We start from the raw sequence: 24652 nt of genomic DNA on the forward strand, positions 1-24652 counted from the left end.
GCCGCCAGCTTTCGGCGGCCCGGTTTCCCTTCGGCCCGTTTTGGCGAAGGGTATCGTTGCAATTCGCAAACGGAAGACTGCCATGGCTCGCCCCGAAACAGGCGCTCAACCGGCGTCGGTTATACCGCTTCTCGAAGCTCGCTCGATCACCAAATCCTTTCTGGGCGTCACCGCACTTGACCATGTCGATTTCGCGCTCAAACGCGGCGAAATCCATGCCTTGCTTGGTGAAAACGGTGCGGGCAAATCCACCCTCATCAAGATATTGACCGGCGCCTATCATGGCTTTGACGGGTCGATCCTGCTTGACGGCCAGCCCATTGCGCCTGCCTCCGTAGCGGAAGCGCAGACGCTCGGCATCGGCACCGTCTATCAAGAGGTAAACCTGCTGGAAAACCTCACCGTCGCCGAAAATGTCTTTCTCGGTCGCCAGCCGCGCCGCTTCGGCTTCGTGGATCGTCGGCGCATGGAAAAGGACACAACGGCGCTCCTCGCGCGTTATGGTCTCGACATCGACGTCAGCGCGCCGCTGTCGGCCTATTCCGTGGCCATACGCCAGATCATCGCGATTGCGCGCGCCGTCGATCTGTCGGGCAAAGTGCTTGTCCTTGACGAGCCGACCGCCAGCCTTGATGCGCGCGAAGTCGAAATGCTGTTCACGGTTCTGCGCCAGTTGAAGGCCGAAGGACTCGGCATCATCGTCATCACGCATTTTCTGGATCAGGTCTATGCGATTGCCGATTGCGCCACCGTACTGCGCAATGGCCGTCTGGTCGGCAGCCGCAACCTGTCGGAACTGCCGCGCACCGATCTCATTTCCATGATGCTCGGCCACCAGTTGCAGGAAACCGTGCGCCGTCAGCTGACCGAGGAGGTCAGCGACGACACGGTCGCGCCGATCCGCTTTGCAGGCTACGGCAAGAAAGGCAGCGTTGCGCCATTCGATCTCGCCATCAAGCCCGGCGAAGCTGTGGGCATTGCAGGCTTGCTCGGTTCGGGCCGCACCGAGACCGCGCTTCTCATGTTCGGCGTTGATGAAGCCGATAGCGGCCAGCTCACCGTCGATGGCAAGGAGATCAAGCTGCCCTCGCCCGTTGCCGCCATTTCAGAGCGCTTCGCCTTCTGTCCGGAAGAGCGCAAGACCGATGGCATCATCGGCGATTTTTCGGTGGCGGAAAATATCGCGCTTGCCGTGCAAGGCAAACGCGGCTGGTCGAAGCCGCTGTCCTCGCGCGAAAAAGCCGCGCTCGCGGACCGCTACATCAAGGCGCTCGATATCCGTCCGCCCGATCCGCACAAGCCGATCAAGTTTCTATCCGGCGGCAACCAGCAAAAGGCCATTCTGGCGCGCTGGCTCGCCACCGATCCCCGCCTGCTGATTCTCGATGAACCGACACGCGGCATTGACATCGGGGCGCATGCCGAAATCCTGAAACTCATCGGCGAACTCTGCGGACAAGGCATGGCGCTCGTCATCATCTCATCCGAATTCGAGGAACTGGCCGCCGTCGCCAATCGCGTGGTGGTTCTGTCGGACCGTCGCCATGTCGCCGAATTGCACGGTGAAGAAATCACCGCCGACAATATCGTGCGCGCCATTGCGGAGACCGGTCCGAAAACTGCTTCTGCAAGCCAGAAGGAAGCTGCAGCATGATTGCCCGCATATCCAGAAAATTCAAAAGACTGGCGCCGCAGCTCGCAGCCCTCATTCTGATTCTTGCCGCAAACACCGTCATCTCGCCCGGCTTTCTCGACATTTCGTTCCAGAACGGTCGCCTCTATGGCAGCCTGATCGACATTCTGGTGCGCGCAGCACCGGTCGCCATTCTGGCCGTCGGCATGACGCTGGTGATCGCCACTCGCGGCATCGACCTTTCGGTCGGCGCCGTCATGGCGATCAGCGGCGCTTTCGCCGCATCGCTGATCGTTGCGGGCTATCCGCTGGCTGTCGTCATTCCCGCAGCACTCGGTGTCGGCCTGTTGTGTGGGCTGTGGAACGGCTTTCTGGTCGCCGTCTTCGATATCCAGCCGATCATCGCCACCTTGATCCTGATGGTGGCGGGGCGCGGCATCGCCCAGCTTATCACCGAAGGCGCCATCCTCACCTTCAACAATGACGCCTTCGCCGCGCTCGGCTCCGGCTCGTTTCTCGGCATACCCATTCCGGTGCTGATCTGGCTTTTGGCCGGGCTGGTCGTCGGCATTGCGGTGCGCTCCAGCGCGCTCGGTTTCCTGATCGAGGCAACCGGTATCAATCGGCGCGCCGCTATGCTGGCGGGCGTCAAGGCGCGGTTCCTGCTGTTCAGCGTCTATGCCGTTTCCGGCGTTGGCGCAGCCCTGGCAGGCCTGATCGCCACCGCCGACATTCGTGGCGCGGACGCCAACAATGCCGGTCTGTGGCTTGAACTCGACGCCATTCTGGCGGTCGTCATCGGCGGCACATCGCTCAATGGCGGACGCTTTTCGATCACCGCCTCGCTGCTCGGCGCACTGATCATCCAGTCGATCAATACCGGCATTCTGATGGCGGGCTTTCCGCCGGAATTCAACCTCATCATCAAGGCTGGCATCATCATCGTGGTGCTCACCTTCCAGTCGGCGGCCATCGTCAACCTGATCGGCTTCCTGCGCTCGCAGCGCAAGGGCGCCGCCGTCAACGGCACCCGACACACTCATCAAGGAGCAGGACAATGAGAATTCTTCGCAACCTGCCCTTTCTGACCACTGTGGCGATTTTCCTGATCGCCTATGCGATCTGCGCAGTGCAATTCCCGAACATGCTGTCGACACGGGTGATCGGCAATCTCCTGACCGACAATGCCTTTCTCGGCATTGCCGCGGTCGGCATGACCTTCGTGATCATTTCCGGCGGCATTGATCTTTCGGTCGGCTCGGTCATCGCCTTCACCAGCGTTTTCGTCGCGGTTCTCGTGGGTAAACTCGGCGTGCATCCTCTGCTCGCATTCGCGCTTGTTCTCGCCATCGCCGCGCTTTTTGGCGCGTGGATGGGCATGATGATCCATTATCTCGGCATTCCGCCTTTCGTCGCGACGCTGGCCGGCATGTTCCTCGCGCGCGGCGCGGCCTTCCTGATCTCGACGGAATCGGTGCCGATCTCACACCCCTTCATCGACACGTTGCAGGGGCTTTATTTCCGGCTGCCGGGCGGCGGCAGGCTGACGTTCATCGCCATGCTTATGCTGGCCGTGTTCATCGTCGGCAGCATTATTGCCCATCGCACGCGCTTTGGTGCAAACATCTATGCACTTGGCGGCAATCAGCAATCGGCGGAACTGATGGGCGTTCCCATCGGTCGCACGACCATCGGCATCTATACCATGTCGGGCGTGCTTTCCGGCCTCGCCGGTATCGTCTATACGCTCTATACCTCGTCCGGCTATTCGCTGGCGACGGTGGGCGTGGAACTGGATGCCATCGCATCGGTGGTCATCGGCGGAACGCTTCTGACCGGCGGCGCGGGACTGGTTGCGGGAACATTTGTCGGCATTCTGATACAGGGGCTGATACAGACCTATATTGTTTTCGACGGCACGCTGTCTTCCTGGTGGACGAAAATCGCAATCGGTATATTGCTGTTCCTGTTCATCGCTCTGCAACGAGGACTCCTGTGGTTCTCCGACTTAAGACTGGCGCGTCAACGCATGAAGGAGGCCTGAATTGGGATTGCTGGAAACGGCCATAACCGGACGCAAGCGGCATAACAGCCACGCTGTCGTCGTGGGGGAACTCGGGCGCGGCATCGTCGCGGGCACCATTCCCGAAGGTTCGATCCTGCCCGGCGACAACGAATTGTCGCTGCGCTTCGGCGTTTCCCGCACGGTCCTGCGCGAGGCGATGAAGACGCTCGCCGCCAAACGCCTGATCGAACCCAAGGCCAAGGTCGGCACCCGTGTCCTGGGCCATGCCAGCTGGAACTTCTTCGATCCCGATGTCCTGACATGGCGCTTCGAGGCCGGCTTCGACGAGGTCTTCGTCGATCATCTGGCCGAAATGCGCATGGCGCTCGAACCCGCTGCAGCCGCAGCCGCAGCCGAGCGTGCCACCAGCGACGAAATCGTGGAACTCTATGCGCTCGCCGCCAAGTTCGACAATCCGCAGCACACGCCGGAAACGATCGCCAAGGTCGATCTGGAGTTTCACCTCGCGGTCGCCCGCATGTCAGGAAATCCGTTCATGCGCTCGGTCAGCGGGCTGATCGAGGCGGCGCTCGCCGTGTCCTTCCAGCTCTCTTCTCCCGCTGCATCGCATGAAGGCATCGCCGAATGTGCGGCCAATCATCTGCGCATTGCCCACGCCATCGCCTCCCGCGATCCGCAAAAAGCCCGCGCCGCGATGGAAAGCGTCATCAAGCTCGGGGTGGAACGCATCCGCAACGTGATCTGACGAAGGAGAAGAGTCGTGCGGATTTTGAAAGAAATCCGCCACGGCCTCGACCTATAATTCGTTTGAGCTTAACTTGCCGCCGGAAAGAAACCTGATTCCTTCCGACAATTCCTACAAGGTGCACCGAACGCACCTCATGCACGACAGGGTTTTTCATGTCCTATCTCGCCGCTTCCGATCGCTACGACAACGCCACCTTTCGCCGCGTCGGGCGCAGTGGTCTCGTCCTGCCTGCCATTTCGCTTGGCCTCTGGCACAATTTCGGCGACGGAATTCCGCTCGACCGTCAAAAGGCAATGCTTTTCAAGGCTTTCGATCTTGGCATCACCCATTTCGATCTTGCCAATAATTACGGCCCGCCTCCCGGCTCGGCAGAACGCAATTTCGGCCAGATCCTGAAAAGCGATCTTGGTCGTTATCGCGACGAACTGATCATTTCCAGCAAGGCCGGTTGGGAAATGTGGTCCGGCCCCTATGGGCGCGGCGGCGGTTCGCGCAAGGCGATCCTTGCGAGCCTCGACCAGAGCCTGTCGCGCCTCGGCCTCGACTATGTGGATATTTTCTATTCACACCGTTTTGACGCCAATACGCCGCTGGAAGAAACGGCTGGCGCGCTTGCAAGCGCGGTCGAACAGGGCAAGGCGCTTTATGTCGGCATCTCGTCCTATTCTGCAGGCAAGACACGCGAAATCGCCAAAATCCTCGCTGCGCGCAACGTGCCGCTCTTGATCCACCAGCCGTCCTACAACCTGTTCAACCGCTGGATCGAAAAAGATCTTCTGTCGGCCACCGACGATGTCGGCGCAGGGGTCATCGCCTTCACGCCACTGGCGCAGGGTCTGCTGACCAATCGCTACCTCAACGGCATTCCGGCGGATGCGCGCATCAACCAGCCGGGCAATAAATCGCTGCGTCCGGTCCATCTGAGCGATGACAATATCGAGCGCGCCCGCAGTCTCAATGAAATCGCCAAGAAGCGCGGACAGAGCCTCGCTCAGATGGCGCTGGCCTGGGTGCTGCGCGATCCACGCGTGACCTCGGCGCTGATCGGCGCCAGCTCGCCAGAGCAGATTGTCGAAAACGTCAAGGCGCTGGAAAATCTCTCCTTCTCGGCAGACGAGCTGAAAGAGATCGATAAATATGCGGTCGAAGGCGGCGTGAACCTCTGGGAAAAGCCCGCGAACGACGAAGCGGTCTGATAGCCAACCACCTCAAGGAAAAGCCCGGTTCCGACCGGGCTTTTTGCTACTCGACCTTCAGGTCAAAGGCGGGATTGCTGCGCAACGTATTGCTGACGGTGCAGATTTCCTCAGCCAGTTCGGCGATGTGTTGTTTCTCTTCGGCTGAAAGATCGCCGTCGAAGTGAAACGCAATATGGAACCGCTCGATCCGCGACGGGCTTTCATGCGTCTTGTCGCCTGTGACCTCGACACGGACATCACCCAGCTTTTCGCGCAGGCCAAGCTTGCCCGCAGCGATCCGCGCGCTCAGCGCCATGCAGGCGGCGACTGATGCATAGAGTAGATCAAGCGGGTTGAAGCCCGGCTGGCTGACGCTCGTCACAAGCTCGACCTTGCCGCCCGTCGGCGTGGTGATCACCGGCAACCGGCCATCCGGCATTGCGGCAACCGCTCCCGTCTCGCGGGTTCTGACCTTGAGCTCGCTCATGAATTTCCTCGTTCAGTCGAAAACCTTCAGATAATCAATAGCCCGCGCCAGCCAGCAGCTGACCGAAACTGCGAAAATATCGCCCTTGTCATCACGACGGAAGACCAGCTTCCATTCGCCCGGCGACGGCGCATCCATCGAACGCTGTACCGGCAAAAGCCAGACATCGGAACCGACCGCATAAAGCGGATACATGTCACTTTTGCCAAGGAACCCTTCGAAAGCGCCATAAATCGCGCCACCTTCGGCCACGAGAAGAAGACTTGCGCCAAGCTCCTCACTGCGGAAACGTCCAAGAATGTCACGTTTGGCCTCGCCCGTCACACGATGCATGGTGAGGGAGAGATTTTCATCCGCACGAGTGAGATGGACCACATCGCCTTCGCGACGGATAGCCGTCGTGGATGAACGCGCTTCATCCTTGCTCACCACATCCATCACTTCCGGGCTGGTTCCAAAACGCGCCTTCATGCGCCCACGCCCGGCATCGTCAAGGCTCAGCACCAGACCGGTTTCGGCATCTAACCATGAGCCGAACCAGCCCGCATCGGCCTCAACGGGTTGCGATTCCGCCGATGACACACCGAGCGCGAGCTTCATCAGCTTCGCTGCAAGATCGGATGCACCGCCTTCAAAATTGAACATGGCGATGGTGGAAATCCGCTCATCGGCGCAATGCCAGCGCTGGCAGCGCCAACCGCGTAAAGCGCCGCCATGGCCGGTCAGCCGCTTGCCGCCCACCTCTTCGAATTTCAGGCCGAAGCCATAAGGGGCGGCTGCGCCATCGTTGAACGTCTGCGGTCCGCTCAAACGGCGATAAAGTCCGTTCGCGTCATCGCGTGTCGCGTCGATGAACTTTTCCCAGGCGATCATGTCGTCCAGCGAGGCGCAAATGCCCGCATCGCCCATCCAGTGAATGCGGTTGGTGGCGGGCAGAAACCCGCGCACCGTATCGCCCTCATAGCCGGTGCATTCGGTGAAAAGCGCCGTATCGGGAATGAGTTCCGCCGTCTTCATGCCAGCCGGTTGGAAAATCCGCGCTGCCAGAAGCTCGACCAGTGAACGGCCCGTATGGCTTTCGATCAGATCGGCCAGAATGCGGAAATTGCCATTGCAGTAGGAATAATGGCTGCCCGGCGCAAAATGCGTGGTTTTCAGGCCGCGCAGCAGTTTCTGGGCATCTTCGGCCAGAAACACGCCTTCCGGGTCGCCGCCGCACAGCACTGTTAGCGCCCAGTAATCACGCAGGCCCGACTGGTTGTTGCACAGGTCCCGCGCGCGCGGGCGTTCACCCACGAAATCGGCAAGATAAGTGCGAAGCGCATCGTCCAGCGCTTCCGGCTCGCCCACGCTGTCGAGAAGCACGCCGCAGGTGAATTGCTTGCTGACCGAACAGATCGGCATCCGCGTTTGCGCCGTCATCGGCTGGCGCGTGCGCAGATCGGCAAAGCCCCACGCATGGCTGATGACAACTTCGCCATCCTTGACGACGGCGACGACACCGCCCGGCCCCTTATAGTTCTGCGGAATAGTATCGACGAAGGCGCGAAGGGCGGGAAGATCGAGATGCGGCATGATGGAACTCGGACGACTCAGATGAAAATCAACAGCCGTCAGGAGGCATCATTTCAGCCGATCAATCAAGGCCATGGCCGCGTGCGGATTATGCGCCTTATAGCCGCTGATGACATAGAGATAGACATCGCGCGCTATATTATCGGCCACCGGCGGCGTGACGGTTTTCAGCCCGTCCGGCTTCTGGCCTTCGGCAATCGCTTTTGCCCGCTTCGCCCACTGGTCGAGTTCGGCCTCGCTATAGCCAAGCGGCTCGCTTTCCTTGGTGCCCATGATGCGCAGATAGGCGAAAGGTGCCGTCATATCGGCAAATTGCGGAAATGCGCTATCGCCTGCAATAACCACCGCAACGCCATATTCCCGCAGAAGCGCTGTAAATTCCGGCACATTGAAACTGTCGTGGCGCACTTCCACCGCATGGCGCAGATCGCGCCCATCGAGACGTTTCGGCAGGAGTTTCAGGAAGGCCTCGAAATCCTTGGGATCGAATTTCTTCGTGCCCATGAACTGCCAGTTGACGACGCCAAGCTTCTCCTTCAGCTCCATCACGCCGCCGGTGAGAAAGCGCTCGATGCTTTCGCCCGCTTCCGCCAGCACGCGGCGATTGGTCGAAAAGCGGGGCGCCTTCAGCGAAAAGACAAAGCCTTCCGGTGTTTCGTCGTGCCATTTGGCGAAAGTCGTCGGCTTTTGCGGGCCGTAATAGGTGGAGTTGATCTCGATCGAGGTCATCTTGCTGGATGCGTATTCCAGCTGGCGCTTCTTCGCCAGTTTTTCGGGATAAAAGCTTTCATCCCACGGCTCGAACGCCCAGCCGCCAATGCCGACACGAATCTTGCCAGAGTTTGCTTGCGCCATCTTGTCCTCCCGACATGAGATCATCCGTTTTGGTCATCATGTTTAGTCTGTATTCGCGCCGGGGGCTATGCTGTTATGTCAGTAACCTACGGATCGCATGCCATCCAAACAAGAGACGAACAATCGTCCGCATTTTGAGAGTGAGGAAATGCATCAGATGACCAGCAAACCCAATACGCGTAACGGGGGCCAGATATTGGTAGACGCGTTGCGCATTCACGGCGTGGACCGTGTTTTCTGCGTTCCCGGAGAAAGCTATCTCGCCGCGCTCGACGCTTTTCACGATGTGCAGGATGAAATCGAACTGATCGTCTGCCGTCAGGAAGGCGGTGCTGCCTATATGGCCGACGCCCATGGCAAACTGACGGGTAAGCCCGGCATCTGCTTTGTCACCCGCGGACCGGGCGCGACCAATGCCTCTGTCGGCGTGCACACCGCGTTTCAGGATTCGACACCGATGCTGCTGTTCATTGGTCAGGTGGCCAGCGATCAGGTGGAACGCGAAGCCTTTCAGGAAGTCGATTACCGCCGCATGTTCGGCCAGATGGCCAAATGGGTGGTGCAGATCGACGATGCCGCCCGCATTCCTGAACTGGTCAGTCAGGCCTTTCATCGCGCCGTCAACGGACGCCCCGGCCCGGTGGTGATTGCCCTGCCGGAAGATATGCTGACATCTTATGCCGCCGTCAGCGATGCCCCGGCCTATAAGAAGGTCGAAATGCATCCGGGTCAGGACCAGTTGCAGGACATGGTGCAACTGATCGAAAAGGCCGAGCGCCCGCTGATGATCGTCGGCGGTGGCGGTTGGGACAGGCAAGCTGTGCGCGACCTGCAAACATTCGCTGAAAACATGCATCTGCCGGTGGCGGCTTCGTTCCGCTGTCAGGACATGTTCGACAACACCCATCCGCTTTACGCGGGCGAAATGGGCACATCGATCAGCCCGAAGCTTGCGCAGCGCGTGCGCGACAGCGACCTTCTCGTGGTGGTCGGCGCGCGGCTTGGCGAAATGACCACGCAGGGCTATGAGCTTGTCAGCATTCCGGTGCCGCAGCAAAAGCTGATCCACATCCATCCGGGTGCCGAAGAACTGGGCCGCGTCTATCACGCCGATCTGCCGATCAATGCCAGCATGCCGGCCTTTGCCCGCGCTGCATCAAAGCTTGCCCCCATCGCCGCACCGCGCAGCAAGGCATGGGCTGAGACGGCCAATGCCGATTATCGCGACAACATGAAAACGCCGGTCATACCGGGCGCGGTGCAGATGGGCGAAATCATGGAATGGCTGCGCGCGCATCTGCCAGCCGATGCCATCATCACTAATGGGGCTGGCAACTATTCCGCCTGGCCGCATCGATTTTATCAGTACCGCACCTATCGCAGCCAGTTGGCACCCACCAACGGTTCCATGGGCTATGGCGTTCCCGCTGCCGTGTCCGCCAAGCTGGCGGCGCCGGAGCGCACCGTCGTGGCCTTTGCCGGTGATGGCTGCTTCCTCATGAACGGTCAGGAACTGGCGACCGCCGCGCAATATAATGCGAAGGCGATTTTCGTCGTGGTCAATAACGGCATGTACGGCACCATCCGCATGCATCAGGAGCGCACCTATCCGGGCCGCGTTTCCGGCACAGGCCTCGCCAATCCCGATTTCGCAGCCCTCGCCCGGGCATACGGCCTGCACGGCGAAACGGTCGAAGCGACAGCCGATTTTGCAGCCGCTTTCGAGCGTTGCGAACAATCCGGCAAGCCCGCCTTGATCGAGATCCGCATCGATCCCGAAGCGCTTTCGCCAAAAATGTCACTGAGCCAGATGCGGGAACAAGGCCTCGCCAAGCAGAAATAATCCAAAGCCCCGGTTCGTCCGGGGCTTTCATTTTGCGCCTACGACTTTCGTCTGACTGGCAGATATTCCAGCTGGACTCGAACGTCGAAGCCCCGCATACCCACTTTACGTTGCGTAAAGTGGAGGGGGACCATGAACACGCTCAGTCTATCCATTATTTTGTTTGGTTGCATCGCTCTCGCCGTGGCGTGTTTTATCGCCTTTACGGGCGTCAATCTCTGACCGCAGGCAAAAGACTTTCGCCGAGAAAATCACCTGAGAAGTCCCGCACGGCGCGAACCATGAAATCGCTGATGACCCGGATACGCGGCGCTGCCATGACATCCACGTGGCAGCTCATCCAGTATTCGCGCTCCAGATGCATTTCGTGCGGCAGAACAGGCACCAGTTCGGGATGCTTGCTGGCTATGAAAAACGGCAGAACGCACAGGCCATAGCCGGTCTGCGTGGCGACAAGCTGCGCGTGAATGCTGGAGCTTTGATACGTGCAGCGCTGGCCCGGCAGGATCTCGCGCATGTAATCAAGGCCGGGCGTGAACACCATGTCCTCGATATAGCCGATGAAGGGATGGCGCGCCAAATCGTCCCTGCTGCGGATCGGCGGATGCCGGGCCAGATAGTCGCGATGGCCATAGATGAACAACCGGTAGGATGTGAGCTTCTCGCTGTGATAAGGCCCGTTGCGCGGCATATGCAGCGTAATCGACAGTTCCGCCTCGCGGCGCGAAAGCGACATGATCTGCTGGATCGTCACCACTTCCACGAACAGGCTCGGATAGGATTGCGCCAGAACCGGCAGGCGGTCGGCCAGAAAGAAATTGCCGAAACCCTCAAGCGTCGAAAGACGCACAACGCCCGACAGCGCCGCGAGATTGCCGGTGGCTTCGGTCTGGAACTTCATGGCCTCGCGTTCCATGATTTCCGCAGGCTCGACCAGACGTTCGCCCATCGGCGTCAGCAGATAACCACGCGGGTTGCGCTCGAATAATTTGGTGGCCAGCGCCTGTTCCAGCCGGTCGATACGGCGCAGCACCGTCACGTGGCTGGTGCGCAATTGCCGCGCCGCGGTGGAGAGCTGCCCCGTGCGCGCAACAGCCAGAAAATATTGCAGATCGTCCCATGTAAACTGCCGCACATACTGCTCCCTATAGTCTGCCCGCATTTTCCCTATGGCATCTGTACATTTATGAACAGACGCTGTTCAAAAATTGTTGTTCTTGTACGCATTTGTCAATGCTACCGTTCCAATCGAAAACCCGAATGGAGGAACATATCGGGCGGAAGCACAAAGATGATCGATCTGAGGAGGTCGGTCATCCTGTCTGGAAAAGGCCGCTTCTCTGGAGGATACCGTTCGATTTTGTCGAGGGGTCAAGGGAATTATTGGGAGGAGTATTTTATGAAGCGTCTTGCACTCGCAACGGCAGCACTGCTGGCTGCAACCGCCATCGCGTCGGCTGCGGAAATTTCCGATGGTAAAGTCAAGATCGGCATCTTGAACGACCAGTCGGGCGTCTATGCCGATTTCGGTGGCAAATGGTCTTATGAAGCGGCGAAGATGGCCGCCGAGGATTTCGGCGGCAAGGTGCTGGATGCGCCGATTGAAATCATCACCGCCGACCATCAGAACAAACCGGACGTCGCATCGAACATCGCGCGCCAGTGGTACGACACCGAACAGGTCGATTCCATCATGGAACTGACGACCTCGTCCGTCGGCCTCGCCGTACAGGCCTTGTCCAAGGACAAGAAGAAGATCACCATCAATACAGGTGCCGCCACTTCGGAACTGACCGGCAAGCAGTGCACGCCTTATGGCTTCCATTGGGCCTATGACACCCACGCGCTTGCGGTTGGCACCGGCGGTTCGCTCGTGCAGCAGGGCGGCGATACCTGGTTCTTCCTGACCGCCGATTACGCCTTCGGCTATTCGCTGGAAGAGCAGACCACGAAATTCGTGGAATCGAAGGGCGGCAAGGTGCTCGGTTCCGTCCGCCATCCGCTGTCCAACACGGATTATTCCTCCTTCCTGCTGCAGGCCCAGGCTTCAGGCGCCAAGGTTGTCGGCCTTGCCAATGCGGGTCTCGACACGTCGAACACCATCAAGCAAGCCGCAGAATTCGGCATCGTGGCCGGCGGCCAGCGCCTCGCCGCCCTGCTCTTCACCCTGTCGGAAGTGCACGGTCTCGGCCTCGAAGCCGCACAGGGCCTGACGCTCACCGAAGGCTTCTACTGGGATCGCGACGATGAATCGCGCGCCTTCGGCAAGCGCTTCTTCGACCGCACCGGCCGTATGCCGAATATGATCCAGGCGGGCACCTACTCTGCCGTCACACAATATCTGAAGGCGATCAAGGAAGCAGGCACGGATGAAACCGAAGCCGTCGCCAAGAAGCTGCATGAAATGCCGGTTGAAGACGTCTTTGCCCGTCACGGCAAGGTCGGCGCCAATGGACGCATGATCTATGACATGTATCTGATGGAAGTGAAGAAGCCGGATGAAAGCAAGGCGCCTTGGGATTATTATAAGGTGCTGGCAACCATCCCCGGCGATCAGGCTTACATGAAGCCTTCGGAAAGCGGCTGCCCTTTGGTCACGCAGTAAAGAGGCTTTTTGGATGACAGCTTCGACTGGCAATGTGACGGCTCTGCGTGAAGCAGGGCCGGCGACCTCGACTTCTCTATCGCGGACCGCTGCGCGTCCTGTTTTGTCGGCGCGCGGCTTGGGCAAGTCGTTTGGCGGCTTTTATGCGGTGAAGAATGTCGATCTTGATGTGGAACATGCCCGCGTTCATGCGCTGATCGGCCCGAACGGGGCTGGCAAGACGACGGTGTTCAATCTTCTGACCAAGTTTTTGCAGCCGACAAGCGGCGAGATCACGCTTCTGGGCGAAACCATCACCAAAACCGACCCGGCCAAAGTGGCGCGGATGGGACTGGTGCGTTCGTTCCAGATTTCGGCCACCTTCCCGCATCTGACGGTTCTGGAAAACGTCAAGGTGGCGCTGCAACGCCCGAACGGTCTTGCCACGCAATTCTGGCGTTCGCTTTCCGCGCTGGACCGGCTGGATGCGAGAACCGTCGAGCTTCTGGAGCGCGTCGGCCTTGCCGATGCCCGTCATGCACTGGCTGCCGATCTGTCCTATGGCCGCAAGCGGGCGCTCGAAATCGCCACCACGCTGGCGCTTGATCCGAAAGTGCTGCTGCTGGATGAGCCGATGGCTGGCATGGGCCATGAAGACGTTCACACCATTGCCGCCCTCATTGCCGATGTCGCGAAGGACCGCGCCGTTTTGATGGTGGAACACAATCTCAAGGTGGTGGCCGATATCGCCCACCATGTCACGGTGCTGCAACGCGGCGAGATCCTCGCCTCCGGCAGCTATGCCGACGTCTCGAAGGACGAGCGCGTGCGCACCGCCTATATGGGAACCGAACATGAATAAAGGCCAACCGCTCCTGTCTGTGCGCGGGCTGAATGCCTGGTATGGCGAAAGCCATGCCCTGCATGGCGTCGATCTCGACATCTGGCCGGGCGAAACCATCACGCTTCTGGGCCGCAACGGCGTCGGCAAGACGACAACCTTGCGCGCCATCATGGGTATCATCCGCAAGCGCACCGGCACGATCACGCTGGAGGGCAAAGACATCATGCGCGTGCCTTTGCATCGCATCGCCCATGCGGGTCTTGGCTTCGTGCCGGAAGAGCGCGGCATCTTCGCCACGCTCAGCGTGCATGAGAACCTGCTTTTGCCGCCGGTTGTCGCCAAAGTTGGCCAGGGAGGTGGGCAGAGCCTGATGTCTCTGGACGAGATTTACGCGCTTTTCCCGAACCTGCATGAACGGCGCAACAGCCCCGGCACCAAGCTGTCGGGCGGCGAACAGCAGATGCTGGCCATTGCGCGCATCCTGCGCACCGGCGTCAAGGTGCTGCTGCTGGACGAGCCGACCGAAGGTCTGGCGCCTGTCATCGTGCAGCGCATCGGCGATGTGCTGGTGGAACTGAAGAAGCGCGGCATGACCATCCTTCTGGTCGAGCAGAACTTCCGCTTTGCCGCCAAGGTCGCAGACCGCTTCTATCTGATGGATCATGGCGTGGTGACGGAGAACTTCCCAACCGCCGAGCTGCCCGACCGCATGGCGGCCCTGAACGAAGCGCTGGGAGTCTGACATGACAATGATTTTTGGAATCCCCCTGCAAGCGCTTCTCGGCCAGTTGCTGGTCGGCCTCATCAACGGCTCCTTCTATGCCATGCTGAGCCTTGGCCTTGCCATCATCTTCGGCCTGTTGCGCATCATCAATTTTGCCCATGGCGCGCAATATATGCTGGGCGCTTTTGTCGGCTATCTGCTGTTGAGCTGGCTTGGCATCGGCTATTGGCCAGCGCTTATTCTGGCTCCGATCATCGTCGGTCTCGGCGGCGCGATTGTCGAGCGCGTGGCGCTGTCACGGCTTTATAATCTCGATCCGCTTTACGGCCTGCTCTTCACCTTCGGCCTGGCGCTCGTGATCGAAGGCACGTTCCGCTATTATTATGGCGCTGCCGGACAGCCCTATGCGGTGCCCCCGTCGCTTGCAGGCGGCAATAATCTCGGCTTCATGTTCCTGCCGAATTATCGCGCCTGGGTGGTGGTGGCTTCGCTGATCATCTGCCTTGGCACCTGGCTTTTGATCGAAAAGACCAAGCTTGGCGCTTATCTGCGCGCCGCCACCGAAAACCCGACACTGGTCAAGGCCTTCGGCATCAATGTGCCGCTGCTTCTCACCTTCACCTATGCGCTGGGTGCTGGCCTTGCGGGCGTTGCCGGCATCATGGCCGCCCCGATCTATCAGGTCAGCCCGCTGATGGGTTCGAACATCATCATCGTGGTCTTTGCCGTGGTGGTTGTCGGCGGCATGGGATCGATCCTCGGCGCCATCATCACCGGCTATGTGCTGGGACTGGCCGAAGGGCTCACCAAGGTCTTCTACCCGGAAGCCTCCAGCATCGTCATCTTCGTCATCATGGCTATCGTCCTTCTGGTGCGACCCGCCGGACTGTTCGGGAAGGAGGCCTGATATGGCTGATACCGCTCTTAAAGCAACGGCTGCAAGCCATGGCGCCACCCCGACCCGCAAACCGGCGATCAACAGCCTGTCGGCCACCATCCTCATCATCGCCATCGTCGCACTGGCCGCAGCACCCTTCGTGGTCTATCCGATCTTTCTGATGAAGATGCTGTGCTTTGCGCTGTTCGCTTCGGCGTTCAACCTGCTGCTCGGCTATACCGGCATTCTCTCGTTTGGCCATGCAGCCTTCTTCGGCGGCGCGGCCTATATCACCGCGCATACGGTGAAGGAATGGGGCGTGACGCCGGAAGTGGGCCTGATCCTCGGCATTCTTGCCGCCGCAGCGCTTGGCCTCGTCATCGGCTATCTGGCCATTCGCCGTCAGGGCATCTATTCGACCATGATCACGCTTGCACTGTCGCAGATGTTCTTCTTCTTCTGCCTGCAGGCTGCCTTCACCCATGGCGAAGACGGCTTGCAGGGCGTGCCGCGCGGATATCTGTTTGGCTTCATCGATCTCAACAATCCGATGAACATGTATTACTTTGTGCTGGCGCTGTTCGTGCTCGGCGTGTTTGCCATCTGGCGCATCATCAACTCGCCCTTCGGCATGATCCTGAAATCGGTGCGCGAGAATGAAAACCGCGCCATATCGCTCGGCTACTCCGTCAATCGCTACAAGCTGGCCGCCTTCGTGATGTCGGCTGCTCTTGCGGGCCTTGCAGGCGGTCTGAAGGCGCTCGTCTTCCAGTTTGCAACGCTCACCGATGTCGGCTGGCAAATGTCGGGTGAAGTGATCCTGATGACGCTGCTTGGCGGGATCGGCACGCTGATCGGGCCCATCGTTGGCGCTGCCTTCGTCGTCGCCTTGCAGAACTATCTCGCAACGTCCGACTTCCCCGTCACAATCGTCACCGGCATCATCTTCATGGCATGCGTCATCCTCTTCCGTAAAGGTATCGTCGGAGAGTTCTATGCCTCGCGTTTGGGAAAGAAACTGTTCGGGTAAACACTACTCAATGAGTCGCTGTATCCGCTGATCGCGGCTCCACATTTTACTGGATATACAATCATGACCGACACCTACGATTACATCGTGGTTGGCGCGGGCACGGCAGGCTGTGCGCTGGCGAACCGACTATCCGAGAAACCGGACCGTTCCGTCCTGCTGCTCGAAGCGGGCGGCAAGGACAATTATGCGTGGATTCATATCCCGGTCGGCTATCTCTATTGTATCGGCAATCCGCGCACCGACTGGTGCTTCACCACGGAAGCCGAACCCGGCCTGAACGGTCGCGCGCTCGGCTATCCGCGCGGCAAGGTGCTGGGCGGCTGCTCGTCGATCAACGGCATGATCTATATGCGCGGTCAGGCCCGCGATTACGATCTGTGGCGACAAGCCGGTTGCGAAGGCTGGGGCTGGGACGACGTGCTGCCTCTCTTCAAGAAATCCGAAGACTATTACGCCGGTGCCAGCGCGTTGCACGGCGCGGGCGGCGAATGGCGCGTCGAAAATGCCCGCCTGCATTGGGATATTCTCGACGCTTTTCGCGATGCCGCCGTTGCGGCGGGCATTCCCGCCACCGACGACTTCAATCGCGGTGACAATGAAGGCGTGTCCTATTTCAAGGTCAACCAGAAGCGTGGCATTCGCTGGAATTCCGCCAAGGCCTTTCTGCGCCCGGCACTGAACCGCAAAAACCTGCGCGTCGAAACCGGCGCGCAGGTGCGCCGCATCGAGATTGCGGAAATGCGCGCCAATGGCGTGACCTTCGACCAGAACGGCGCGACCCGTACCGTCAAGGCAAGGCGCGAAGTGATACTGGCCGCGGGTGCCGTCGGCTCTCCGCATGTGCTGGAACTGTCGGGCGTCGGACGCGGTGACGTGCTGCAACAGGCAGGCATTCCGGTTGCGCTGGAGCGCAAACAGGTCGGCGAAAACCTGCAGGATCACCTGCAATTGCGCTGCGCCTATAAGGTCACGGGCATTCCGACCCTCAATGAAAAGGCCAACAAGCTTTCTGGCAAGGCGATGATCGGGCTGGAATATCTGCTGCGCCAGTCCGGCCCCATGTCGATGGCACCGAGCCAGCTTGGCGTGTTCACCCGGTCGGACCCGTCTTATGAAACCGCCAATCTGCAATATCATGTGCAGCCACTCAGCCTCGAAAAATTCGGCGAAAACGTTCACCCCTTCCCCGCCTTCACGGCCAGCGTGTGCAATCTGCGCCCCGACAGTCGCGGCTCGATCCACGTCAAGTCACCGGATCACCGTGCGCAACCCGCCATCCGGCCGAACTATCTGGCGGCGGAAAGCGACCGTCGCGTCGCCGCCGATGCAATCCGCCTCACCCGCAATATCGTGGCGCAGGCACCCTTGCAGCAATATCGCCCGGAGGAGTTCAAGCCCGGCCCTGCTTACGAAACGCAGGAACAGCTGGAAAAGGCCGCAGGTGATATCGGCACGACGATATTCCACCCGGTCGGCACCTGCCGCATGGGGCAGGACAGCGAAGCGATTGTCGATCCGCGCCTGCGGGTCAATGGCATTGCGGGTCTCCGCATTGCCGATGCGTCCATCATGCCCACCATCACGTCCGGCAACACCAATTCGCCGACGCTGATGATCGCCGAGAAGGCTGCACAGATGATTATCGCGGATAATCGATAGAACGAGAATCCTGAGAGAACAGTGAGCGGAAATGGCAATCCGCTCACGCGTCTGTGAACGCAATTTCAGATTTGCAGCCGCACGGTTTTCAGAAAAAATTTTCCTTGTTTATTCCCATGCAAACGGGAATTATCGGCATCAGGGAGGGCTGGGGAGAATGATCATCTAATGATCGCAATCCGGGACCGGCTTTCCAAAATGTTCAGCTAAGGAAAACAAAGATGTCGTCAGCCCTTTCCCGTTACGCTTTGACCCGCCGCGCCGGTCTGAAAGCCCTTCTTTTCACCGCAGCCGCGCTGACCGTTGGCTTCGCCTCGGCTCCGAGCCATGCAGAAGACAAGACCATCAAGGTCGGCATCATGGGCGGCGAAGACGAAGACGTCTGGAAAGTCGTTGCCGAAGAAGGCAAGAAGCACGGCCTCAATATTGAGCGCGTGACCTTCAACGACTATAACCAGCCGAATGAAGCTCTGGAGCGCAAGGAAATCGACGCCAACGCCTTCCAGCACAAGCCTTATCTCGATGAGCAGATCAAGCAGCACGGCTACAAGATCAGCGTTGCTGGCTACACTGCCGTCTGGCCAATCGGCATCTATTCGCGCAAGCACAAGAGCCTCGACGAACTGAAGGAAGGCGCCGTCGTCGGCGTGCCGAACGATCCGTCGAACGAAGGCCGTGCGCTTCGCGTTCTCGAAGAAAAGGGCCTGATCAAGCTGAAGCCGGATGCAGGCATTCTGGCCACCCCGATCGACATTGTCGAAAACCCGAAGAAGCTTGAGATCAAGGAACTCGACGCCGGTGTGGTCGGTCGTTCCATCGACGATCTCGACGCTGCCATCGTCAACAATGACTGGGCTGCCAAGGCGGATCTGAAGAAGGAAGAAGCCATCGGCTGGGAGTCGAAGGAAAACAATCCTTACAACAACTTCATCGCTGTTCGCACTGAAGACGAAAACGCCGAATGGGTGAAGAACCTGGTCGCTTCGTTCCAGAACGACGCCGTGAAGGCCGAACTCGACCGCGCCTATAAGGGCACCGGCATCCCGGCCTGGAACTAAGCTTTTCATTTTCAATACACCGCGCCGGAACGTGTTTCCGGCGCGGCTTTTATTGACGTATGGAAAAAAATTGCCCAAAAGCATCGGCAAGAGGCCAAGCTTGGCCAGAACAGGCCTTAGCCTGAACAGGCATCATCCGTCATTGACGCCTTATCCGATTGCAGTTTGCCGCTGTTCGCAGCAGCGCATCAAACTATAGAAGAAACGAATGTGACCCCCTTGACCCCCGCCGTGACCATTGAACCGCCCTCCACCGCATCAGCGCCCATCGTCGATATGAAAGACGTGCGCCGAATGTTCGGTAACACGGCAGCCATCAATGGCGTGTCGCTCTCCGTCGCGCGCGGCGAAATCCTTGGCATTATCGGTCGCAGCGGCGCGGGCAAGTCCACGCTGATCCGCTGCGTCAACGGCCTCGAAAAGCCCGACTCCGGTTCGATCCGCATCGAGGGCCGCGAAATCACCGGCCTCGGCGAAACCGAACTGCGCCCGCTGCGCCGTCGCATCGGCATGGTGTTCCAGCATTTCAACTTGCTCTCGGCCAAGACTGTTGCCCAAAACATTGCATTGCCGCTGAAGATCGCAGGTAAGCCCAAAGCCGAGCGCGCCCGCCGCGTCGCCGAACTGCTCGAACTCGTCGGCCTCTCCGACAAGGCGAACCATTATCCGGCGCAGCTTTCCGGCGGCCAGAAGCAGCGCGTCGGCATTGCGCGCGCGCTTGCCGCAGAGCCTGCCGTTCTGCTCTCCGATGAAGCGACCTCGGCGCTCGACCCCGAAACCACCCAGTCCATTCTGGCGCTGCTGAAGGACATCAATACCAAACTTGGCCTGACCATCCTGCTCATCACCCACGAGATGGAGGTCATCCGCCGCATCGCCGACCGCGTCATCGTGCTCGATCACGGCGCGATTGCCGAAGAGGGTCCGGTCTGGAAAGTTTTCGCCAATCCGCAGTCGCCCGTCACGCAGAGCATGTTGCAGGTGCTGACGCCGGAACTGCCTGCCTCGTGGCGCGCACGCCTAACCGACAAGGCGGGAGATCGGGCCATCCTTCGCGTCAAGCTTTCAGGCGAAGCTGCGCGCGGCGCTTTCTTCAACGATGTGGCAGCGGCCACCGGCCTTGTGCCGCAGCTGATCCATGGCGGCATGGATACGATCCAGGGTGAGCCGGTCGGCACGCTCTTCATCAGCCTGCCCGCTCAGGACAAAGCGAAATTCGAAGCCGCTATCGGCTATCTCAACACCCATGCAGACGCCACGGAGGTACTCGGCTATGTCTCAGGCAATGCTTGATCTTCTCTGGCGCTCCTTCTGGGAGACCATCATCATGACCGGCTTTTCGAGCCTGATTTCGCTCGTCGTCGGTCTGCCGCTTGCCCTCATCATGATCCTGACCGAGCGCGGCGGCCTTGCCCAGAACCTGACAGTCAACACCGTGTTGGGCGCGATCATCAACGGCTTCCGCTCGGTTCCGTTCATCATTCTTCTGGTGGCGCTTATCCCGGTGACCCGCTTCATCGTCGGCACGTCTATCGGCACATGGGCCTCCATCGTGCCGCTCTCAATTGCGGCCATCCCCTATTATGCGCGCATCGCGGAAGTATCGCTGCGCGAGGTGGACAATGGTCTGGTCGAAGCTGCGCGCTCCATGGGTGCAAGTCGCTGGACAATCGTGCGCGAAGTGCTGGTGCCGGAAGCCCTGCCCGGCATCATTGCGGGTTTCACCGTGACGATCATCACGCTGGTGGGCGCTTCGGCCATGGCTGGCGCCATCGGCGCGGGCGGTCTGGGCGATCTTGCCATCCGGTACGGATATCAGCGGTTTGAAACGCAGATCATGATCGCCGTGGTGATCATCCTGATCATCATGGTCTGCGGCATCCAGTGGATCGGCGACCGTCTGGTCAGCCGCCTCGACAAGCGCAACCTGCGCGCCTGATCAAATCAATCTTGCTTATCGCCTCCTCTCACGGAAACCCGCTTCCAGCGTGTTTCCGTCGGGGTCGAAGACCAAAGCGGCAAAATAGCCCATCTCTTCCGGCCCCTGATAAGCGGGGCCGCCGCTGTCGCTGCCACCAGCGTTCAACGCCACGCGATGAAACGCCTCCACCGCATCGCGACTTCCAGCCGTGAACATGAGATGCAGACGATCGCCCGGCTTCGTGTCGGCAGCGTCCGTAGCCGCACCGGCTTCCGCGCCATGTATCCAGAGGAAGGGCACGGGCGCCCTCTCCCCGCCGCTAACGAAGAAGCCACTGCCCGAACGCGCAATAACTTCCAGCCCAAGTTCGGGCATGCAGCTTTCATAGAATGAAAGGCTACGGCGAATATCTTTGGCTTTGAAGCCTATGTGATCGAAGAGCGACATAGTCAGTAATATATCGCGGGCTTGTATAAAGAAAAGCGGCGCACCCCATTTTGGGACGCGCCGCCTTTCATTTGGAAATGTTTTTGCGAATTATCCGCGTGTGCGTGACAAACCGTCCTTCGCCGGCTGGTATTTCGGATCGAGCTGCACCGCCTTTGCATAGGAGCTGGCAGCCTTCGCCTTCTCGCCGCGATGCTCATAAACCAGCGCCTGATTGGCCCAGCTTTCCGCAACGCCCTGATCCAGCGTAATCGCGGTGTTGAAATCATCGAAAGCATTGTCGAAGTCGTTCAACGCCACATAGGAAAGGCCGCGGCCATTATATGGCTCCGGGGCCGTGGAGTTGAGCGAAATCGCCTTGGAGAAATCCTCGATGGCCTGCTTGTGCTGGCCCTTGGCCTGATAGATCAGGCCGCGATTGTGATAGGCGCGACCGTCAGTCGTCTGCAAGGCGATGGCCTGATTGAAATCGCTCAGCGCCTGATCGAGACGGCCCGCCTGACGGTAAACATTGCCGCGACCGATATAGGCGGCGTCATATTGTCCATTGAGCTGGATCGCCTTGCTGTAATCCTGCGCAGCCTTGTTGGTATCGCCCATATAGCGATAGACCAGCGCGCGGTTGGAATAGGCCTGATAGAAATTCGGATTGAGCGCAATCGCCTGATCGAAATCGCGGATCGCTTCCTTGTAGCGCCCGGCCTTGCCATAGGCGGAGCCGCGAACATTGTAGCCTTCGGGATCACGCGGATTGGACTGGATCACACTCGTAAGCGAGCTGATATTCTCGCTCGAACCCTGTGCCCGATCAACTGTGCTCAGCGCCGTTGTGGTCGAGCTTTGGCAACCGGCCACAGCCAGAGCCAACAGCGTGGCGGCAATCAAAAAACCGTGACGACCGATTCCAGCCGCGGGGTTTCCACCCAATGTCTCGAAACCCGAAACCTTTGTCCCGGACGATTGCATCACCTTGAAGCGTGTTGGCAACGACAGTGTTCCTTTTAGTTCCATCGAACCGGGCATTGACGACCCGTTTCTCTCCATCCCGCCCCGGCTCCGGTTTCGGCGCATGAGCGCTTCAACTGTCAGATAAAGACAGCGAAAAGGCGGCAGCAAAAAGTCTGTATCGCCTTTCGATACCCGGCCCGAAAGCTGAATATCCTAATTATATGTTTTTACACATAACTGGCCCGGCAAAGTCTAGAAACTTTTTTGGGGCCGACGCTAAACTTTAATAAAAGGATGAAACCGAGTTGTTTCAGCAACAAAAACTTTGAAATCAAAACGCGCAAAATCCGGCGCAGCCTTAAGCCACACCGGAAAACAAAAAGGCGCCACAAAAGCGGCGCCTGTTTTGAGGTCGATCAGCGAGCGCCGCGGGCGCCGCCAACGAGGCCTTCACGCTGCGCACGCTTGCGAGCGAGCTTGCGAGCGCGACGAACGGCTTCTGCCTTTTCGCGAGCGCGCTTTTCAGATGGCTTTTCGTAGTGGCCGCGCATCTTCATTTCGCGGAAGATACCTTCGCGCTGCATCTTTTTCTTGAGAGCGCGGAGAGCCTGATCAACATTATTATCGCGGACGAGTACCTGCACGTGTATTCCCGTATCGGTTAGAATTTCGGTTAAGCCTGAGGCCGTTCGGGGGTCTTTTAACGATTTCAGCCGGTCTGACCGGCCGAGCAACGCCCTAAGGCTCCCAAGCTTCGCAACGGAAACGCTGCAAATTGGTGCTGGCTAATACCAGAAAGAGCCCCGGCTGTCCACCTCAACATGCAACTTTGCCCACCGCTGTTAGGAAATACCGTCCTTACACCAATTCACTATGGTTCGCGCGGGCCGAATGCGCTAATGGACCCGCTGTTTCCCGCGTAATTCGGCCTCATTAGTCGTCCAGAAGGAGACATTGTACGGCGCTGCCGATCTTTCGGCGGCGTTTCCCTTTTCTGATTCCATTTGTTTGTTTCATGTCCCTCCGCAAGCGACTCGTTATCCAGTTCACAGGCTATGAAGGCCTGCACCCCAAAGCCGTCCGTGTGCGCCACGCGCAAGTGTTGAAAGATTTCGACCGGCTGTGGAACGCCAAGACCAAGCTGCCGCCCATGACGGACGAACCAAACGATAGCGGCACGACAATGGCCGTGACACAAGGCAATGGCTGGCGTACGAAGACCGAGTTCTGCCAGTTCGGCACCGCAGATATTTTCGATGATTATGCCGCGCGCTCGACACCGAAGAGAATGCTGACCGGCTTCTTCGCCTTCATGAACATCCTGTTTACGGGCACGCTCTGGCGCTACCTGACAACGAGCTGGCGCTTCGTGCTGTTCTTCCTGTGGCCCTTCCTGCTGTCGCTTGCCATTTTGGCTGTTGCAGCCCTTATCGCCACTGCGCCGGTGGTGGCTGGCTTTTCGGTACTGCATCTTCTCTGGTCCGCGCCGCTTGCCGCCTTCCTTGCAACGCTTCTGGTGCGAAAACCCGGCGACAAGTTCTTCATGTCCTATCTGCTCGACGACTGGTCGGCAGCCTATGATCGCATTTACGACCGCAATGCGAAGCTGAACCAGCGTCGGACGGCCTTCGCTGACGCGCTGATGCGCAAGATCGAAGAAAGTCAGGCCGACGAGGTCATCATCGTCGCGCATAGTCTCGGCACCGTGCCAGCTGTCGAGGCGCTTGCCGCCGTTCAACGCCACCGCCCCGAGCTTCTGACACGGCAACCCGTGTCGCTTCTGGCCGTCGGCTCCTGCCTGATGATGATCGCGCTGCATCCACGAGCGAAGGCGCTGCGTGAAGATGTGCGCGTCGTGCTTCAAGATAGCCCGGTCCTGTGGTCGGAATTTCAGGTGCTGACGGATATCATCCATTTCTACGGTTCAGACCCGGCCAGCGCCCTGAAGATCAAGACGGCAAACCCGCCGCTCATTCATCGCATCCGCTTCAAGAATGTGCACAGCGAAAACCGCTACAAGCGCTCCAAGGGCAACTTCTTCCTTATGCACCTTCTCTATGTGCGCGGCGCCGAGAAGAAGAATTTTTACGACCTGGGCATGTTCCTGCATGGCCCGTTTTTCTTTCGCGAGCTGATGACCGCCTATAAAGATAAAGCCGCCCCTCTCGATGAAGAAGGACGGCTGCCGGTGCAATATCGCGAAGCGGCCTGA

The 24652-nt window shown here is 59.2% G+C and carries 23 protein-coding genes; 16 read left to right on the forward strand and 7 right to left on the reverse strand.

What is annotated here, in order from left to right; translation table 11 throughout:
• Nucleotides 1-82 precede the first annotated feature (82 nt).
• The 5 genes from ABWW11_RS09930 (at nt 83) to mgrA (ending at nt 5603) form a co-directional block, all read left to right on the forward strand.
• Entirely contained in the window at nt 83-1654 is a 1572-nt protein-coding gene (locus ABWW11_RS09930; RefSeq protein ID WP_109369595.1) for a sugar ABC transporter ATP-binding protein, read from the forward strand.
• Nucleotides 1651-2694: an ABC transporter permease gene (locus ABWW11_RS09935; protein WP_109369596.1), complete on the forward strand. Its 1044-nt coding sequence runs from the start codon at nt 1651-1653 to the stop codon at nt 2692-2694. Before ABWW11_RS09930 ends, ABWW11_RS09935 begins: the two co-directional genes overlap by 4 nt.
• Nucleotides 2691-3677: a galactofuranose ABC transporter, permease protein YjfF gene (yjfF, locus tag ABWW11_RS09940; protein WP_109369597.1), complete on the forward strand. Its 987-nt coding sequence runs from the start codon at nt 2691-2693 to the stop codon at nt 3675-3677. The genes ABWW11_RS09935 and yjfF overlap by 4 nt, the downstream gene beginning before the upstream one ends.
• 1 nt (nt 3678) lies before the next feature.
• Complete coding sequence (locus ABWW11_RS09945; protein WP_109369598.1) at nt 3679-4404, forward strand: FadR/GntR family transcriptional regulator; 726 nt, start codon at nt 3679-3681, stop codon at nt 4402-4404.
• Nucleotides 4405-4559: 155 nt separating this feature from the next.
• Complete coding sequence (gene mgrA, locus ABWW11_RS09950) at nt 4560-5603, forward strand: L-glyceraldehyde 3-phosphate reductase (RefSeq protein WP_109369599.1); 1044 nt, start codon at nt 4560-4562, stop codon at nt 5601-5603.
• Nucleotides 5604-5649: 46 nt separating this feature from the next.
• On the opposite strand, the gene ABWW11_RS09955 is transcribed toward mgrA, so the two are convergent.
• Genes ABWW11_RS09955 through ABWW11_RS09965 form a run of 3 tightly spaced genes read right to left on the reverse strand, consistent with a single transcriptional unit; the run spans nt 5650 to nt 8502 of the window.
• Nucleotides 5650-6072, reverse strand: coding sequence for an OsmC family protein (locus tag ABWW11_RS09955; RefSeq protein ID WP_109369600.1), 423 nt, complete (start codon nt 6070-6072; stop codon nt 5650-5652).
• Nucleotides 6073-6084: 12 nt separating this feature from the next.
• Entirely contained in the window at nt 6085-7647 is a 1563-nt protein-coding gene (locus ABWW11_RS09960; RefSeq protein ID WP_109369601.1) for a D-aminopeptidase, read from the reverse strand.
• Between the two features lie 48 nt (nt 7648-7695).
• The gene (locus ABWW11_RS09965; RefSeq protein WP_109369602.1) at nt 7696-8502 is read right to left on the reverse strand and encodes a DUF72 domain-containing protein; all 807 of its coding nucleotides are present in this window, start codon (nt 8500-8502) and stop codon (nt 7696-7698) included.
• Nucleotides 8503-8659: 157 nt separating this feature from the next.
• On the opposite strand from ABWW11_RS09965, the gene ABWW11_RS09970 reads away from it, so the two are divergent.
• Nucleotides 8660-10345: a thiamine pyrophosphate-binding protein gene (locus tag ABWW11_RS09970; RefSeq protein ID WP_109370287.1), complete on the forward strand. Its 1686-nt coding sequence runs from the start codon at nt 8660-8662 to the stop codon at nt 10343-10345.
• 211 nt (nt 10346-10556) lie between these two features.
• On the opposite strand, the gene ABWW11_RS09975 is transcribed toward ABWW11_RS09970, so the two are convergent.
• Complete coding sequence (locus tag ABWW11_RS09975; RefSeq protein ID WP_121536616.1) at nt 10557-11480, reverse strand: LysR family transcriptional regulator; 924 nt, start codon at nt 11478-11480, stop codon at nt 10557-10559.
• Between the two features lie 264 nt (nt 11481-11744).
• Here ABWW11_RS09975 and ABWW11_RS09980 point away from each other — a divergent pair, with 264 nt between their 5' ends.
• From ABWW11_RS09980 to ABWW11_RS10020, 9 genes are all read left to right on the forward strand, one after another.
• The gene (locus ABWW11_RS09980; RefSeq protein ID WP_109369604.1) at nt 11745-12950 is read left to right on the forward strand and encodes an ABC transporter substrate-binding protein; all 1206 of its coding nucleotides are present in this window, start codon (nt 11745-11747) and stop codon (nt 12948-12950) included.
• A gap of 13 nt (nt 12951-12963) precedes the next feature.
• Nucleotides 12964-13791, forward strand: a complete 828-nt coding sequence (locus ABWW11_RS09985; protein WP_353409935.1) for an ABC transporter ATP-binding protein — start codon at nt 12964-12966, stop codon at nt 13789-13791.
• On the forward strand, nt 13784-14515 hold the full coding sequence (locus ABWW11_RS09990; RefSeq protein ID WP_109369606.1) for an ABC transporter ATP-binding protein: 732 nt from the start codon (nt 13784-13786) through the stop codon (nt 14513-14515). The genes ABWW11_RS09985 and ABWW11_RS09990 overlap by 8 nt, the downstream gene beginning before the upstream one ends.
• A 1-nt stretch (nt 14516) precedes the next feature.
• Nucleotides 14517-15404: a branched-chain amino acid ABC transporter permease gene (locus ABWW11_RS09995; RefSeq protein ID WP_094513372.1), complete on the forward strand. Its 888-nt coding sequence runs from the start codon at nt 14517-14519 to the stop codon at nt 15402-15404.
• A gap of 1 nt (nt 15405) precedes the next feature.
• Entirely contained in the window at nt 15406-16404 is a 999-nt protein-coding gene (locus ABWW11_RS10000) for a branched-chain amino acid ABC transporter permease (protein WP_109369607.1), read from the forward strand.
• Nucleotides 16405-16467: 63 nt separating this feature from the next.
• A complete protein-coding gene (locus ABWW11_RS10005) occupies nt 16468-18066 on the forward strand; it encodes a GMC family oxidoreductase (RefSeq protein WP_319081230.1) in 1599 nt (532 codons plus the stop codon).
• Nucleotides 18067-18287: 221 nt separating this feature from the next.
• A complete protein-coding gene (locus ABWW11_RS10010) occupies nt 18288-19124 on the forward strand; it encodes a MetQ/NlpA family ABC transporter substrate-binding protein (protein WP_109369609.1) in 837 nt (278 codons plus the stop codon).
• Nucleotides 19125-19355: 231 nt separating this feature from the next.
• A complete protein-coding gene (locus tag ABWW11_RS10015) occupies nt 19356-20417 on the forward strand; it encodes a methionine ABC transporter ATP-binding protein (protein ID WP_121538882.1) in 1062 nt (353 codons plus the stop codon).
• Entirely contained in the window at nt 20398-21063 is a 666-nt protein-coding gene (locus ABWW11_RS10020) for a methionine ABC transporter permease (protein WP_109369611.1), read from the forward strand. Before ABWW11_RS10015 ends, ABWW11_RS10020 begins: the two co-directional genes overlap by 20 nt.
• A gap of 15 nt (nt 21064-21078) precedes the next feature.
• Here ABWW11_RS10020 and ABWW11_RS10025 read toward each other — a convergent pair whose 3' ends face one another.
• From ABWW11_RS10025 to rpsU, 3 genes are all read right to left on the reverse strand, one after another.
• On the reverse strand, nt 21079-21492 hold the full coding sequence (locus ABWW11_RS10025; protein WP_109369612.1) for a VOC family protein: 414 nt from the start codon (nt 21490-21492) through the stop codon (nt 21079-21081).
• A 90-nt stretch (nt 21493-21582) separates the two neighbouring features.
• Nucleotides 21583-22503, reverse strand: coding sequence for a tetratricopeptide repeat protein (locus ABWW11_RS10030; protein ID WP_109370288.1), 921 nt, complete (start codon nt 22501-22503; stop codon nt 21583-21585).
• Nucleotides 22504-22856: 353 nt separating this feature from the next.
• The gene (gene rpsU / locus ABWW11_RS10035; RefSeq protein WP_078341232.1) at nt 22857-23084 is read right to left on the reverse strand and encodes a 30S ribosomal protein S21; all 228 of its coding nucleotides are present in this window, start codon (nt 23082-23084) and stop codon (nt 22857-22859) included.
• A gap of 371 nt (nt 23085-23455) precedes the next feature.
• On the opposite strand from rpsU, the gene ABWW11_RS10040 reads away from it, so the two are divergent.
• On the forward strand, nt 23456-24652 hold the full coding sequence (locus tag ABWW11_RS10040; RefSeq protein WP_109369613.1) for an alpha/beta hydrolase: 1197 nt from the start codon (nt 23456-23458) through the stop codon (nt 24650-24652).

This window comes from Brucella sp. NBRC 113783 (genome assembly GCF_040372265.1).
GTDB classification, from domain to species: Bacteria; Pseudomonadota; Alphaproteobacteria; order Rhizobiales; family Rhizobiaceae; genus Brucella; species Brucella teleogrylli.